At 66.4% G+C, this 14,616-nt stretch carries 12 protein-coding genes and 1 pseudogene; 5 read left to right on the forward strand and 8 right to left on the reverse strand.

Going from position 1 to position 14,616, the window contains the following annotated elements; translation table 11 throughout:
* Positions 1 to 347: 347 nt before the first annotated feature.
* Entirely contained in the window at positions 348 to 1,394 is a 1,047-nt protein-coding gene (locus ACZ3X1_RS13450; RefSeq protein ID WP_467280047.1) for an alpha/beta hydrolase, read from the reverse strand.
* A gap of 362 nt (positions 1,395 to 1,756) precedes the next feature.
* The gene (locus ACZ3X1_RS13455; protein WP_467279565.1) at positions 1,757 to 2,194 is read right to left on the reverse strand and encodes a MarR family winged helix-turn-helix transcriptional regulator; all 438 of its coding nucleotides are present in this window, start codon (positions 2,192 to 2,194) and stop codon (positions 1,757 to 1,759) included.
* Between the two features lie 94 nt (positions 2,195 to 2,288).
* On the opposite strand from ACZ3X1_RS13455, the gene ACZ3X1_RS13460 reads away from it, so the two are divergent.
* Positions 2,289 to 3,371: an SMP-30/gluconolactonase/LRE family protein gene (locus ACZ3X1_RS13460; RefSeq protein WP_467279567.1), complete on the forward strand. Its 1,083-nt coding sequence runs from the start codon at positions 2,289 to 2,291 to the stop codon at positions 3,369 to 3,371.
* A gap of 30 nt (positions 3,372 to 3,401) precedes the next feature.
* Here the strand turns inward: ACZ3X1_RS13460 and ACZ3X1_RS13465 are convergent, their stop codons facing one another.
* The 3 genes from ACZ3X1_RS13465 to ACZ3X1_RS13475 are packed head-to-tail and all read right to left on the reverse strand — an operon-like array spanning position 3,402 to position 5,013.
* Positions 3,402 to 3,959, reverse strand: a complete 558-nt coding sequence (locus ACZ3X1_RS13465) for a hypothetical protein (RefSeq protein WP_467279571.1) — start codon at positions 3,957 to 3,959, stop codon at positions 3,402 to 3,404.
* Positions 3,956 to 4,345, reverse strand: coding sequence for a PadR family transcriptional regulator (locus ACZ3X1_RS13470; RefSeq protein WP_390077836.1), 390 nt, complete (start codon positions 4,343 to 4,345; stop codon positions 3,956 to 3,958). The genes ACZ3X1_RS13465 and ACZ3X1_RS13470 overlap by 4 nt, the downstream gene beginning before the upstream one ends.
* A gap of 59 nt (positions 4,346 to 4,404) precedes the next feature.
* A complete protein-coding gene (locus ACZ3X1_RS13475) occupies positions 4,405 to 5,013 on the reverse strand; it encodes an HdeD family acid-resistance protein (RefSeq protein ID WP_356813949.1) in 609 nt (202 codons plus the stop codon).
* Between the two features lie 384 nt (positions 5,014 to 5,397).
* Here ACZ3X1_RS13475 and ACZ3X1_RS13480 point away from each other — a divergent pair, with 384 nt between their 5' ends.
* Entirely contained in the window at positions 5,398 to 5,979 is a 582-nt protein-coding gene (locus tag ACZ3X1_RS13480; RefSeq protein ID WP_356813926.1) for a Uma2 family endonuclease, read from the forward strand.
* Positions 5,980 to 6,296: 317 nt separating this feature from the next.
* A complete protein-coding gene (locus ACZ3X1_RS13485; protein WP_356813925.1) occupies positions 6,297 to 6,683 on the forward strand; it encodes a CPCC family cysteine-rich protein in 387 nt (128 codons plus the stop codon).
* Positions 6,684 to 6,948: 265 nt separating this feature from the next.
* Here ACZ3X1_RS13485 and ACZ3X1_RS13490 read toward each other — a convergent pair.
* Together ACZ3X1_RS13490 and ACZ3X1_RS13495 are read right to left on the reverse strand one after the other, a co-directional pair.
* Positions 6,949 to 7,350: pseudogene (locus ACZ3X1_RS13490) on the reverse strand (DUF3644 domain-containing protein); the annotation flags it as partial.
* 314 nt (positions 7,351 to 7,664) lie between these two features.
* Entirely contained in the window at positions 7,665 to 8,429 is a 765-nt protein-coding gene (locus tag ACZ3X1_RS13495) for a tyrosine-type recombinase/integrase (RefSeq protein ID WP_467279576.1), read from the reverse strand.
* Between the two features lie 12 nt (positions 8,430 to 8,441).
* Between ACZ3X1_RS13495 and ACZ3X1_RS13500 the strand changes: the two genes are divergently transcribed.
* Both ACZ3X1_RS13500 and ACZ3X1_RS13505 read left to right on the forward strand, forming a co-directional pair.
* On the forward strand, positions 8,442 to 8,591 hold the full coding sequence (locus tag ACZ3X1_RS13500) for a helix-turn-helix domain-containing protein (protein ID WP_467279578.1): 150 nt from the start codon (positions 8,442 to 8,444) through the stop codon (positions 8,589 to 8,591).
* Positions 8,592 to 8,703: 112 nt separating this feature from the next.
* Positions 8,704 to 9,069, forward strand: a complete 366-nt coding sequence (locus tag ACZ3X1_RS13505) for a hypothetical protein (protein WP_467279580.1) — start codon at positions 8,704 to 8,706, stop codon at positions 9,067 to 9,069.
* A 607-nt stretch (positions 9,070 to 9,676) separates the two neighbouring features.
* Here ACZ3X1_RS13505 and ACZ3X1_RS13510 read toward each other — a convergent pair.
* The gene (locus ACZ3X1_RS13510; RefSeq protein ID WP_467279582.1) at positions 9,677 to 14,560 is read right to left on the reverse strand and encodes a DEAD/DEAH box helicase; all 4,884 of its coding nucleotides are present in this window, start codon (positions 14,558 to 14,560) and stop codon (positions 9,677 to 9,679) included.
* Positions 14,561 to 14,616: the final 56 nt, after the last annotated feature.

Below are 14,616 nucleotides of genomic sequence, written 5' to 3' on the forward strand. Positions count from 1 at the left end.
GAGCGCAGCGACATCGCGAAGCGACGCGAGGAACGAGCGCCCTTGAGGGACCGGCCCGACACGGAGAGACGATGGGACTGACGGGAAACCCCCAGCACATCCCTGACACCGCTCCAGCGGCTCCCGACCTCCCGAAGCCACCCCTCGCCCTTCCCTCACGGCCCGGGCGTCTCCCGCCCCCGCGAAGCCCCCGCGCCTCCTCCGTCCCCGCCCGCGTGGAACCCGCCCCCCGAAGCCCCCGCCCCGCCCCGCTCCCCTCCCCCGCCCGCCGCCCGCCCGCCTGGCCGCACGCCTAGCCGCACGCCCGCCCCCCACCACGCGCGGCAGGCCAGGCTCTCGGGTCCAGATCAGCCTTCCTCCGGCTTAGGTGCCTTCAGGACCTTGCTGACCCATTCCAGGGAGCCTTCCTTCATGCCCCGGACGTAGTGCCAGCCGTTGTGCTCGCCGTTCTGGATGTCGCGGATGGTGGTCTTGACCGGGCCCTTGCCGTACTGCTGCTGGAACTTCACCATTCGGTCCTTGCCGGACTCCTTGGTGCCGACCTGGAAGTTGATGTACACCTCGGGGCCCTTGGTGTCGATCAGCTTCTGGGCGAGCTTCTCCGGGTTGTTCGCGTCCATCTCCGCCTGGTGCCCCTTCCACAGCGGGGAGTCGGGGACTATCTCGCCGCCGGAGGCGATGACGGCCTTGAACTTGTCCGGGTGCTGGAGGACCGTCTTCATGCCGACGAACGCGCCAGAGGAGGAGCCCATGAAGGCCCACCCGTCACGGGACTTGTAGGTACGGAAGTTGGCCTTGGCGAACGCCGGGACGTCCTCGGCGATCCACGTGCCCATCTTGGCCTGGCCGGGGATGTCGGAGCCGTCGTAGTAGTACTTCGCGTCCGGGTTGAGCACCGGCATGATCACGATGTAGGGGAGGCTGGTGCCGGCCTTGACGCCCTCGTTGATGGCCTTCTGGAGCCCGAGGCTGGTGTCCGCCCAGTAGTTGTTGGGGAAGCCGTTGCCGCCGGGGAGCGCGATGAGCACCGGGAAGCCGCTCTTCGCGTACTTCGGGTCGTCGTACTGCTTGGGGGCCCACACCCACACGTCGCCCTCGAAGCCGGACTTCGCGCCCGCGAGGCGGGTCTTCGCGATGATCGTGCCGTCGTCCAGCTTGGCGGTCTGCTTGAAGTCCGACTTCGGGCCGGTCGGCATGAGCACGTCCGGGTCGCCCGAGGGCTTGGCCTCGGCGCTCGGCGTGCCCGCGTCGGACGCGCCTGCGGCCGGGGACTGCGGCGGGTTCTTGCCGAAGGTCACTGCTTCGCCGTTGCCCGAGAACCAGTCGAGCTTCCAGGCGGCGAACCCGCCGCCGCCGAGGAGGAGCGCGAGGGCGACCACGGCGCTGACCCATATTCGGCGCCGGGACCGCTCGGGCTGCCGGAGCTCGGTGTCGTGCTGGTACCCGGCCGCGGTGGGCGGCTCACCGTACGGCGGCCGGCCCGGGTAGGGCGAGGGCGTCTCGTACGACTGGTGCTGCTGCTGGCCCTGCTGCTGGTGCTGCTGGCCGCCATGCCCCTGGGGCGGGTAGTCCTGGTACGACTGCTGGTCGTCAGGCCGCGGGCGCTGCGGGTACTGGTGCACGAACTTCGCTCCGAACGGTCTTGACTGCCCCCGAGGGCAGAGCGGCTGGTCTCCCCTAAGTCCTGATGAGCAAACCACCCGCACAGTTCCAAATTCGAGCAAAAAACATACGTTGATCCGTGCGGGCGGAGAGATCACCGCTCGGCGTCGAGCACCTCCGCGCAGCGCCCGAGCAGCGCGATGAACAGTTCCCGCTCCTCCTCGGTGAACGCGGCGGCGAGGGCGCGCTCCACCCGTACGGCGCCCGTGTCCGCGAGTTCCATGGCCGCCCGGCCCACTTCGGTGAGCCGGGTCTCCAGCACGTTGCGGTGCCACTCGTGCGGGGTCCGCTCGATGAGCCCGCGCTCCTGGAGGTTCTTCAGCACGGTGTTCATGGTCGGCGGCGTCACCCCGCACAGGCGCGCGAGCGCGGCGGCCGAGATGCCGGGCTTCTCGGCGAGCCAGAGCAGGGCGGCGTACTGCGGAACCGTTACTGCGGCGGGCTTGCAGGCCGCGTTCTTCGCCGCGAGGAGTGCCTGCTCGGCGCGCTTGATGTGAGAGCCGATGCGCTCCTCGGGGGCCATGGAGGTCATTCCGGCATCCTACGGCCCGGCCCTTGCATGCATTAGAGCTCTAACATAGATTCATCCTCACATGATCAGTAGAGGACATCGAACGAGGCGGGCGATGACGCAGAAAACGAAGAGGGCCGCAGCGGAGAGCGCCGCAGCGGAGAAGGGCGCACCGAAGAAGGGCGCGGTGGCAACGGCCCTCAGGAGGAGGTCCGTCCTGGGGGCGGCCTCGCTGGCCGGGGCCCTCGCACTCGGCGCGGCGGCGCCGGCTCCGGCCCTGGCCCGGCCGCAGACGGCGTCCGGCGATGCCCGGATATCCACCGCCTTCGCCCTGCCCGGCGCGAAGGTCTATCCGGAGGGCATAGCCGCGGACCCCCGCACGCACACCGTCTACGTGGGCTCGTACGCGGACGGCACGGTCTACCGGGCCCGGCCCGGCCGGCACGAGGCCGAGGTGTTCCTGCCCTCGGGAACCGACGGCCGCCGTACGGCCAACGGCCTGCGGGTCGACGCCCGCGGCCGGCTGTGGGTCACGGACTCCACGAAAGGCGTGGCCGTCTACGACACCGCGACCGGGCGCCGGCTGGCTCACTTCGAGGTGGCCGCGGGGACCTCGGCGCGCTTCGTGAACGACCTGGTCCTCACCCCGGACGGCACCGCGTACCTGACGGACAGCAGCCGAGGCGTGATCTACCGCGTGACCCCGCGGCAACTGGCCGCCGGCAGCGGCATCCTGACCGAGGCCTACGACCTCACCCCTGCCCTGCGCCCCCGCCCGTCCGGCACCTTCAGCCTCAACGGCATCACCTCCGACCGCGCGGGCCGCTACCTCCTGACCGTCGACATGACGGCGGGCGACCTCTACCGCGTCGACCTGCGGACCGGCGACGTCCGCCGGGTCGCCCTCACCGGCGGCGACCTGAAGGCCGCCGACGGTCTCGACCTCGCCCCGGACGGCACCCTGCGCGTGGCGCACAACGCCACCAACACGCTGACCCGCTGGCAGGTCGGTGCGGACGGCACCCGCGCCAGGCTGACCCGTACGATCACGGACCCGTCGCTGCAGATCCCCACGACCCTCGCGCGCGTACCCGGACGCACCCTCGTGGTCCGCTCCCAGTTCGACAAGGGAGGCCCCATGGACCCCGGCACGGGCACCCCGACCACGTTCACGGTGGCCTCGGTGCGCGGCTTCTGAGCGGGCCGCGCCCGTCGCCGGACGGCACCGTCAGGCGGCGCCGTTCCTCCTGGCCCGTACGTCGGCGACGGCGTAGGGCAGCCCGGGCAGCAGCAGGAGCGCGGCAGCCCACAGCGGCACGGTGAACAGCGGCTCGTCACCAACCAGCCAGTCCGCGACAATCCCCGCGGGGAGCGCGATGAGGAGAGCGACGGCCCAGCTTCGGCGGATGCCGAGGCTGCCCCGCCGCAGCTTCCAGGTGACGGTGACCGTGGCAAGGACCACCCAGAAGACGGTGTTGCCGGGGGTGACGTCCAACTGCGTAGTCCACCGGATCAGGTACGCGATCAGCAGGACCCAGCCGGCGACGTAGCAGCCGAGGGAGGCGGTGCGCAGCACGCGGCGCGGCAGCGGGGAGCGGGCCCGCGCCCACGCGGCGGCGAAGGTGCGCACGTCGGGGCCGACGACGTCCTGCCCGGTGCGGCCGGCCGCCTCGGCGTCCTCCAGGTGCGCGGAGAGCTCGTCGAGCATCTCCCGCACAGACGCGTCGTCGATCCCGCGGTACTCCCAGTTGCTGCGGCAGGCCGCGAGTATCTGCGCGTTCGTCATGCCGTGTTCTCCCCCGTGGATGGCGTGGGCGTGGTGGTGGCGGTCACGATCCGGCCCACCGGTCCGGTGAAGGCCTGCCAGTCGGCGCGGCCCCGGCCGAGTTCGGCGTCCCCCGCCTCGGTCAGCCGGTAGTACTTGCGGGGGGCGCCGCCGCTCGGGGACGGGGCGCGGTACGAGGAGATGAGCCCCGCCCGCTCCATCCGGGCGAGCAGCGGATAGATGCTGCCGTCGCTGACGAGCTCCAGCCCGCCGGCGGCGAGCGCCTCGGCGAACTCGAATCCGTACCGGGGCCGTTCGGCGATCAGGGACAGCAGACACAGGTCGAGCACCCCGCGCAGGAGCTGGCTGCGCCGTTGGTCACCGGTCGCCGGCGGCTCCTTTGTCATGCGGCACAAGATACTCGCGCACTACCTTGCGCCACAAGACACTAGACGGCGCCCGCCGCCTACCTGGGCGCGGTGATGCGACGGGTGGCGGAACGCATGACGAGGGCCATCACCACTTCGAACACGCCGAGCAGGACGAGCCACAGGCCCAGCAGCCGCGTCAGGGCGACCGCGGAGTCCACCGGGAAGCAGAGCACGACGATTCCGGCGACGGTGCCGAGAGCGCCCAGGCCGAAGAGCAGCCCGCGGTGGACGAGGAGCCGGTCGGCGATCGCGACGTACGCCGTGAGCACGCCGGTGATCAGCCAGAACACTCCGACGATCAAGGACAGCGCGCCGATGGTCTGCATCGGGTGGCGCAGTACGAGGACGCCCGCCAGGAAGGCCAGTACCGCGACCAGCACGCTCGCCAGCCGGCTGCCGCCGGCGTCGTTGCTGTGCGAGAAGGCCGATACGAAGCGGAACCCGCCCGCAACCAGGAACTGCAGCCCGATGATCACGGCCAGGATGTGCAGGGTCTCGTCGGGCCAGACGAGCACGAGGATCCCCGGGATCAGGGTCGCGAGGGCGACACCGAGCGCCCAGTGCCATGAACTCCCGAGCTGGTTGAGCGTGTCCTCGGGATCATGCTGCGCGCGCTGCGGCGGCGCGTCGGGTCGTACGGACATCACGCCTCCCGAACCCACCTGGAGTACCTTTACACCCATTTTATGCCGATCTGCCCTACCCCGCGGCCCCACACCGCTCGCCCGCTACGCCTCGCCGGGGCCTGCTCCGAGCTGTGCCGTCCAAGCCGCCGCCTTCTCTGTGAGGGCGTCGGCCGGGACAACTGCTCTCGCCTGCCGACGGTTGTAGACGGAAGCCCGAAACGCGGCCGTCGTCGCTGAGACGGGAGCCGCCACGCAGGTGACCACCATGGCCACCTGGACCGATGAGTCACTCATGGCCGAACGCTGGGCGCGTGGCCGGTCATGGCACGGCAAGTTGCCGAAAACCACCGGATCGGGTTCGTTGGCTCTCCGGCTTGAGCCGCGGGCCGCTACCGTGAAGCCATGACCGCACTGCCCGACTGGATGCGCCCGCCGCGCGCGGAAGGCTGGTTCGCGGAGGACCTCGACCGCCTCCCCGAGGCGCCCCGCCACACCGAGCTGATCGACGGAGCCCTCGTCTTCATGATGTCGCCCCAGAGGTGGTGGCACGGCCACCTCGTCACCATGCTCACGGTCGCACTCATGGAGCAGGTCCCCGCTGACACCCGAGTCGGCCGCGAGATGACCATCAAGCTCGACCCGCGCAACCGTCCCGAACCGGACCTGCTGGTGACGACGGCCGACTTCGACGGCGACCGCACCTGGTTCGCACCGGAGGAGGTCCGACTCGTCATCGAGGTCGTCTCCCCCGAGTCCGCCCATCGCGATCGCACAGTCAAGCTCCGCAAGTACGCGGAGGCCGGCATCCCGCACTACTGGTGCATCGAGGACGAGGACGGGGCGCCCGTCGTCCACGCCTACGAACTCGACGAACCCACCGGCGCCTACGCGCCCGCCGGGATCTTCCGGGGCACCCTCCAGCGCCCGGTGCCCTTCGAGATCAGCCTGGACCTCGACAAGCTCACACCGCCGCGCAGCAGCTGAAGAGTCAGCGCCAAGTCGGCACGGGAATGCGGAAGGGGTCGGACTCACCGGAGTCCGACCCCTTCTGACTGCACGTTGACGAAATCATTCAACGTGCGGCAACGCGATGACTACACGTTGAAGCGGAATGTCTGCGGACCGATTCTGACCTGCGGCGGAGCCCCGCACAGCGCCCTGACCAGGCATTTCTCCGTTGGCGTGCGTTGGGTCCCGACGGCCGCTTACGGGTGTGCTGCGGACTCTCTGCGGACTGGCCGGGTGTGCCGAGGCGCGGAAATCCATGGCACGCCGACCGGACCGTCGACGAGACTGCGCAGGTGAGCCATCTGTACCCCTGTCCCTGCTGCGGGCACCGCGTGCTGGACGCCATGCCCGGCTCCTACGAGATCTGCCCCATCTGCTTCTGGGAGGACGACGGGGTCCAGTTCCGCTGGCCGGCCTCGCCCGTCGGAGCCAACAGGGTCTCCCTGATCGAGGCGCAGCAGAGCTACCAGGACTTCGGCGCCTGCGACCAGCACGGCAGCCAGTACGTCCGCCCTCCGGTAGCGGACGAGCCGCTCGACCCCGCCTGGCGCCCCATCGACCCGACACGCGACTCCTTCGAGGACTGGGACTCGGACGAACGCACCCCGTGGCCCGACGACCGCTCGGTGCTCTGCTGGTGGCTCCCCACCTTCTGGCGCCGCGACCACCCGGCGTCATGACGTCCCGCATCGACGCACTCAGCACGCGATCGACATCCTTATCGGAGACCCGCGTCTCCGGACCGGTGTGGGCCTCCATCGCCAACAGGGTGCGGATCCGGGCCCGCGCCTCGTGTGTCGCGCGTCGACCGGGCTTAAGCAGAGAGGCGATCTGCGTGTACTCCTCGTCGAGAAGAAGCGCAAGATCACCCGGAGGGTGGGCGGAGACGGGCAACACTCGCACCGGCAAGTGATCGGCAAGCGGTTCCTTGAACACTCGTTGAAGGAAGTCATCAAAGAGCGTCACGCCGGCACGAGCATGCACATACAGCAACTGCTCGGACACCTGGTTGAACCAATGCTGCTCGTCGTCCCGCATGGCATCAATCGCCCTGAGCATCCCGGCGTCCGCTTCGCTGAGCTTGATGTCGGTGTGCTGCATGGCCTTGCGCACACATGCCTCGAAGCCGATCGACCGACCCAGAGTCGGATCGAGTACGCGGATTCCCCTTTGGACAAGGGCGGCTTTCAACAGCATTTCGAAGGAGTGCTGAAGGTGCAACAGAACCTTCGTCGCGCGCCCGCGATCGTACGGCGAGTTGAACGCTTCCGCCGCAGCGACCATCGACGAGATGGCCTTCTCTTTCAGGACGCGAGTTTCTTGCCTAAGTCTCACCCGCAACCTCATTTGCTCCGGGCTTGCAGTGCCTGCCGCTGATCAGCGTAGAGGGATCACGCCAGGGACTGAACAGGTGAGCGAGGTCTGGGGCCGCAGTCAGGACGCAGCCGCAGCAAATCGGTAGCGGCGCTGCGGACTCTGCGCGGACAGCAAAAGCCGCCCAACCCGCTCCGTCGCAGGTCAGGCGGCCTTCGCCGTACGTGTTAGACGTTGAAGCGGAACGTTCAAGAGGCCTCCCACTCCCCAGTATTCCCAAGGGTTTCAGCCCTCTGAAGGGGTGCAGGGTCAGCACCAAGTCAGCACAGTGTCGGCAGGTCAGCACGTCACGCCGCCAGCTCGGTCGCCGACGCCTGACGGGGAAGCCCGGGGCGCAGTGCCTGCTGCATCACGTCCCGGCAGCGGTCCCACGCCTCCGGCACCAGGTGCCCGTACGTGTCGACGGTCGTCTTTATGTTGCGGTGCCCGAGCCAGCGGCTCACCTCATGGATCGGCACACCGTTCGCGAGTGCCGTCGAGGCGAAGAAGTGCCGCAGCGAGTGTGGCGTGTACTTCGGCTTCCCGTCCGGCGTCACCACGCCGGCACCCGTCAGCGCCTTGCGCCAGTGGTATCCGTACGTCGAGGCCGTGGGCATGTTGCCCTTGCCTCGCTCACGCGGAGCGAACAGCACCTCCAAGCCGTCGATCTCGACCGTCCCCCAGCGCTTCAGGTGCAGCCCGATCTCTTGATCAAGGAAGACCGGCGTGGGCACATCCCGGAACTCCTCCGGCGTGCGGTGCTTCAGCGGCACGAAGCGCGTCACGCATTCGCCCTGGTTCGCCTTGGCGCTGATCTGCCGACGCAGCCGGAGGAAGCCGTCTCGCTGACAGTCGGCGGAGAAGCCGAGGGCCTCGCTGATGCGCAGCCCTGCGCCCGCCTGGAGCCACACGGTAAGCCGGTACTGCTCAGACATGGCGGCGGCGATGGCGTACACCTCAGCAAGCGTCGGGATCTCGTCCGGGTCGACCGCAGCGCCCGCGGTCTTGAGCGGCGGCACCTCGTCGCACGGGCTATCCGGTATGCGGCGTTCCTTCACGGCCGCCGTCATCATGCTGCGCAGGATGTGGCCGAGTACTTGGGCAAGAAGCCCGCCTGGATCTACAACAACCACCGGATGCTCGGCATCCCGTCACGGAAGGTCGGCGGCAGCCTGCGCTTCCGGCTATCAGAGGTCGACCGCTGGATCGATCGGGAGTGCCCGGTCTCGGCCTGACCAGCGCATCCCCATCACCGAAAGCCAACCGAAAGGAGGCACATGTCCCGCCGTCTGGCGGGGATCACTGGCGCACCCGCGTGCGCCACACAGAGACGGAGTCACGCTCTTGATGAGCGAGCACAAGCCACGGATTCAGCTCAAAGAATGGGCTGCCATCTCCCGTCCGGAATTCCGCCGTATGGCCACGGTGCCCGATTGGCCGCTCCCTCTTCGAGCCTTCTTCGCCGCCCTGGGCAGGGCAAACCAGATCGGCCACGCTGAGCTAGGCCCAGGCGAACTTGCGAACATCCTCCGCCGCAAGGACGGCTCGGAACAGACGAAGCAAGGGGTGAGTCGCGCTGTCCGCGAAGCCAAAGTCCGCCGGCTGCTGCACGCGTCATCCACTGCCCGGTGCCTCGTCCTCCCCTCACACATGTACGACATGGGGCAAGGGTCCCTGTCCTGCCGAGAACACGGCATTCGCCGCGCTGCCTGACCCGAGGTAGGCGACGAGCGCCTACTCGGTAGACGCGTCGCGCCTACCTCTACGGCCTCATTCCATAGGAAAACGATCCTGCCCTCTATATCTATATGTGCAGCAGCGGATCCGCCCTCCTCCGCGCAGACGCATAACTACACGTCTGCGTTGAACCGGGAAGGACGGAGAGGCCGCGTCGCGGCCCCAGCGGCAGGCAGGACGGAGCGATCCGGCCCCGGCAGGGGCCGAAAAAGCAGGTCCGGCTCGACGGCGAAGTAGCTACTGGGAAGCGTGCAGGGGCGGCCGACAGGCCGCCACAGAAGGAAAACGGGTAGCGGCTTCCTTCGGCCCCTTCCGGGGCCGCATCACGAAGCCCAGCAAGCCAGCAATGGGGGCGCTGACGCGCCCCGTCTAGCGATGGAACCAGCGCGCCAACGCGGCCCCGACAGAGGCCACACAGACAACGAAGAGTGGACCAAGCTCTTACGTTGGGCCGCTACGCAACCAAAATGTGAAGCCCCTGAGGCTTCCACCGTTACTTACATCGGGGCCACCATGGCGGCTACTCGACAGGTTCTGTCCAGGCTTCACTTCAATGGTCTGCACCGCCGTTGCGTACGTCATGCTACTCCAGGATGTCGAGCGCCGGGAGAGCATCCACGATCTTCATCGTTTCCAGGCTGACGGTGACGATCCGCTTGAGCAGGTCGATGATGTATCGCGGATTGTCGGACCAGTCGTTGGGATCGTCGACGATCTCCGACGCCTTGTCGACTTTGACCTGGTAGCGATCGATGATCCACTCGATCGCGGAACGTGCGCCGAGCTGGTAGCGGTACGCCTCCTCTGGAATGTTGGCCAGTTTGATCCGGTTGTTGTAAATGATGGTCGACCGGTCAGCCTGGCCCTTGACCTTCGGGATCTTCATCTTGGCGACGCGGTACAACTCGTTCGGCGGGGTTACCGAAATGTCGCCAGTCGGCGTCTCAACGATGCCCTTGTACGGCTCAGCCTGCTCATAGTTGATGTGCAGGTCAGCGAGCTTACGCCCGGCCTCCGCGAAGCCATGGAAGTCTCGCACCTTGGGGATGCGTGGCAGGGACCTCTTCAAGTCTGCGGCAAACCGCTTGCGATACTCCGCGGAGTGGAGCAGGGCGTACACGTAATAGAAGACGTCATCCTTGGTAATGGCAGGGTCTGTATACACCTTGCGGTAGTCAGCCAGAGCAACATCGGTGATGTTGTCGACACGCTCGTAGCTGGCATCGCCTTCGCTGAAGTCGAAGCCGCCATCGACAGACAGTTCGTGGTACATGTAACGGACGAAGTGCGGGCCGACACTCTTGGTGCCAACAGCATGTAGGTCCGGCACAGCATCCGTCATCAGGAGCGAGAACGGCTCGTCGGACCCAGTACCGGTGGTATAGAAGCCGAAGTTCTCGTGATCCGGTGTCGGGAACATTTGCGGCAACTTGCCGGGACGGTGATTGAGGTCGCGGTCAAAGTACACCGCACGGCGATCGAAGGGCCGGTACGTACCGACGATGGCGCGCTCCGCCACGTACTCGATCTTCTTTCCCTGCATCAGCTTGGAAATCAGGCTCGACGACCAGCTGATCCGCATCGGATTGCGATCGATGAACTTCTCGGCATCTGCAATGCTGGGTTTGGAGATCCCCAGGGCATTGCAGTGTACCCGAAAGCCCTCTGCCTGCGTGTTGTAGAAATCGATGAGCGCCTCAACATTCTCGCCAAGTTTCTGACGAGAATGGTTGTAAACCCAAGCGTCCCTATTGGTCTGCAGTCCGGGGGTGTACAGCGCAAAGATCGCCTTTTCTGCCGCCTTCTTATCCTTCTCCCCGATCGCCTGGAATTCAACGAACCGCTCATCTCGCTGATTTATCCAGTCACCCTCGGCGTTCGGGCTGACCCTCTTCCACTCGACGCTGCCCAGACTCTGTGTGCGGAGCTTGTTCAGCTTCTCCTCGCGGGTGAGGTAGTCATCGACCTCGTGGTAGTACAACTCGCACCCGGACGCAGAGACACCATTCTTGTCGCCCTTGGCGAGAATCAAGATGGCGACGGTGTTCTGGCTCCCCGAGCCAAAGATCTTGCCGCCTTCTCGCTTCCAGTCGTGTGTGCGCTGATTGCCACGCAGGTTGTAACAGTAGATAGCGTCGAACTCCTCGACGAGCGACTTGCGTAGTCCGTCCGCTGTATTGCCGTCGATGTAGCCACCGTTGGAGACGAAAGCGACCACGCCGTCATCCTGAATGCGGTCGGATGCCCAGCGGATAGCTCGGATGTAGGAGTCATATAGCGAGTTCTTATTTGTCGCTGTCGACTTGGCGGCGTACGTCTCCTGGATACGCGTGTCCAGGGTTTCGTACTTGAGGTTCTGGTTGTCGTCGTTCTGGCTGTCCTGCCCCACTGAGTACGGCGGGTTCCCGATGACGACCGTGATTGGCTGGGCCTTCTGCTTCTTCGCCCGTTCGCTGTTACCTTCCAGGACCTCCATGCCGTCGAGCTGCGCCGTCCCCTCGGCGAGCTGGAAGGTATCCGCGAGCACGATGCCCTCGAAGGGCTGGTACTCCCCGCCGGCGATGTCGTGGAAGGCAGCTTCGATGTTGACAGCAGCGATGTAGTAAGCGAGCAGCACGATCTCATTGGCGTGCAGTTCGCTCGTGTACTTGCGCAAGAGGTCTTCGGGCTTGATGAGACCGGACTGGAGGAGGCGTACAGGGAAGGTGCCAGTGCCAACGAAGGGGTCGATGATCTGGACCCCCTGGTCGGACAGGGACTTACCGAAGTGCTTCGCGAGGGCCTGCTCCGTGGAGCGGATGATGAAGTCGACAACCTCGATGGGGGTGTAGACGATGCCGAGCGCGTCAGCGGTCTTGGGCAGGGCGGTCTTGAAGAACTTGTCGTACAGCTCGACGATGACGCGCTGGCGGCCCTCGTGGTTGTCAATGCCCTCGGCGCGCACGCGCACCGACTCGTAGAAGCTCTCCAGGGTCTGGGCCTCGGCGTCGAGACCGGTGTCGTCGAGGACGTCAAGCATGCCCTGCATGGCCTTGGACACCGGGTTGTGCTCGGCGAAGCCGTAGCTGCTGAACAGGGCATCGAAGACGGGCTTAGTGACGATGTGCTGGGCGAGCATGTCGACGGCAGCGGCCTCGGTGACGCCGGGGTTTATCGTCGCCCGCAGTTCAGTGACGAACTCCTGAAAGGCCACCTGCTTCTCGGGGATGTTCAGCGCAGCCTTGATGCGGGTGACGTGGCGGTCTGCGATCTGGGCGATGTCCTTGGCCCAGTCCTCCCAGTAGTGGCGCTCGCCGACCTTGTCGACGATTCGGGCATAGATGGCCTCACGCCAGTCGGCCACGGAGAACAAGGCGTCCTGGATGTGCTGGGCGCTCTGGGCTTCCTGGTCCTTAGCGGCCTTCGCGCTGTCTTCGGTGCTGGAGCCGTCCTGGTCGCCGACCGTCTCGTCACCGGCACAGATGTGACCGATGCCGATCGTGTCGGGCTTGGCCTTGTTCAGCTCGATCTGGTTAACCGTCGCGTTGAAGCGGTCGTCGTGGGCGCGGAGCGCCTGAAGAACCTGCCAGACGGTCTTGAAGCGCCTGTTGTCTGACAGGGCCTGCTCGGGTGTCATTCCAGCCGGGACGGCCACCGGCAGGATGATGTAGCCGTAGTTCTTGCCGGGCGCAGTGCGCATCACGCGGCCGACGGACTGGACGACGTCCACCACAGAGTTGCGCGGGTGGAGGAACAGCACCGCGTCGAGGCTGGGCACGTCGACGCCTTCGGACAAGCAGCGGGCGTTGGACAAGATGCGGGCGTTGGCCTGGCCCGGATCCTGCTTGAGCCAGTCAAGGAGCCGGTTGCGCTGGAGGGTGTTAAAGGTGCCATCGACGTGGTTGACCTCGCAGTGCAGCACCTCGTCGTCCGCGTCCTCGTAGGCATCGACGATCGCATTGAAGTTGTCAGCGACGCTCTTGGAATCGGCGATAGAGCGGGCAAAGGCGACGGCCCGCTTCATCGGGGCCTCGTCCTTGCCGAAGCCGGAGCCATCAGCGAAGGTTCCGGTGCGCTTGGCCATGGCGTTCCAGCAGCCGATGATCTTGGCGGCGTCATCGAGGTTCAGTTCGGAACCCCCGCCGGCGAAGCCCTCCTGGAGAGTCTTGGCGACCACGCCCTCGTCAATGGTGAGGATAAGGACCTTGTAGTCGGTGAGCAGACCCTGTTCGACCGCCTTACCGAAGCCGAGACGGTGGAATTCGGGGCCGTACTTCGTCTCGTCATCCATGGACGCGACGGCTGCCTGAGCGCCCTTGGCGTCCTGCTTGGCGTCGTCGTTGTACACGCGAGGCGTCGCGGTCATGTACAGGCGCCGGTCGGCACCGATGAAGCTGTCGTCGTGAACGCGGACGAACGCGGACTCGTCGTGACCGGAGAGAGTGACACCGGTGGTGCGATGCGCCTCGTCGCAGAGGATCAGGTCGAACCGGGACAGGCCCTTCTTCTGGGCCGCCGAGATGGTCGCGATCGACTGGTAAGTGGAGAACACCACCGTCAGGCCAGGGGCCGCCTCGACGCTCGCCATCTGCTCGACCAGCCGGTCCGCGTTAGTGGTAGCGGGCAGGGCCAGGTCATGGGTGGACATGTCCTTGTCGTCGCCCTGAGCCTTCTGCTTACCGACCTGGGCGTCCGAACAGACGGCGAAGGCATTCAGCGAGACCTCTGCCTCATACGACCACTCGCGCAGCGTCTGCGAAAGCAGCGCGATGGAGGGCACCAGGAACAGGACCGTGGTGTGTTCACCCTTACCGGCCTCGGCGCGCTCACGCCGCAAGCGCTCCACGAGCTTAAGACCGGTGAACGTCTTGCCGGTACCGCAAGCCATGATCAGCTTGCCCCGGTCGTGTTCGGCGAAGCCCGCGAAGACGTCGTCGATGGCCGCCTTCTGGTGCGGACGCGGTTTCTTCTTCTCCCGCAGCGTCATCTCGAACTCGACGTGCAGCCCAGGAGTGGGCATGTGCCACTCAACCGGACTGTTGGCGATGTCGGAAAGCCCGACGCGGGTCACGGGGACTTGCTGGTCGGTCAGTGCTTCCTCGGCGTGAACGCTCCACTTGTCGGTGGTGGAGATGATCATTCGGCGAGTGAAGGCGCCCTTACCGGAGGCGGTAAAGAAGGAGTCGATGTCCTCCTTGTGGATCGTGTGCTGCGGCTCGTAGAACTTGCACTGGATAGCGCAGTAGCCGCCGGTCTCCCGGTCCTGCGCGACCAGGTCGATGCCCGTATCCCTCTTGTCGTGCTCGGTTCCGGGCCAGTCAGTCCACATCCATACCCGGGTGAACTGCTCAGTCCACTGGGGGTCGGTGCTCAGGTACTGGACCATGAGTTCCTCGAAGCGGGTCCCCCGGTCACGGTTCACGGTGGAGCCGTCGCGGATCGCCTTGAGAACGTCGTGCACCGTCGTCGCAGTCGTGGTCCCGCTCAACGCGCCTCGCACCCCATCACAGTCAGTAGCGCGCGTATCCGCGCGCTACGTGGCTC

This window comes from Streptomyces sp. NPDC023541 (assembly GCF_055559995.1).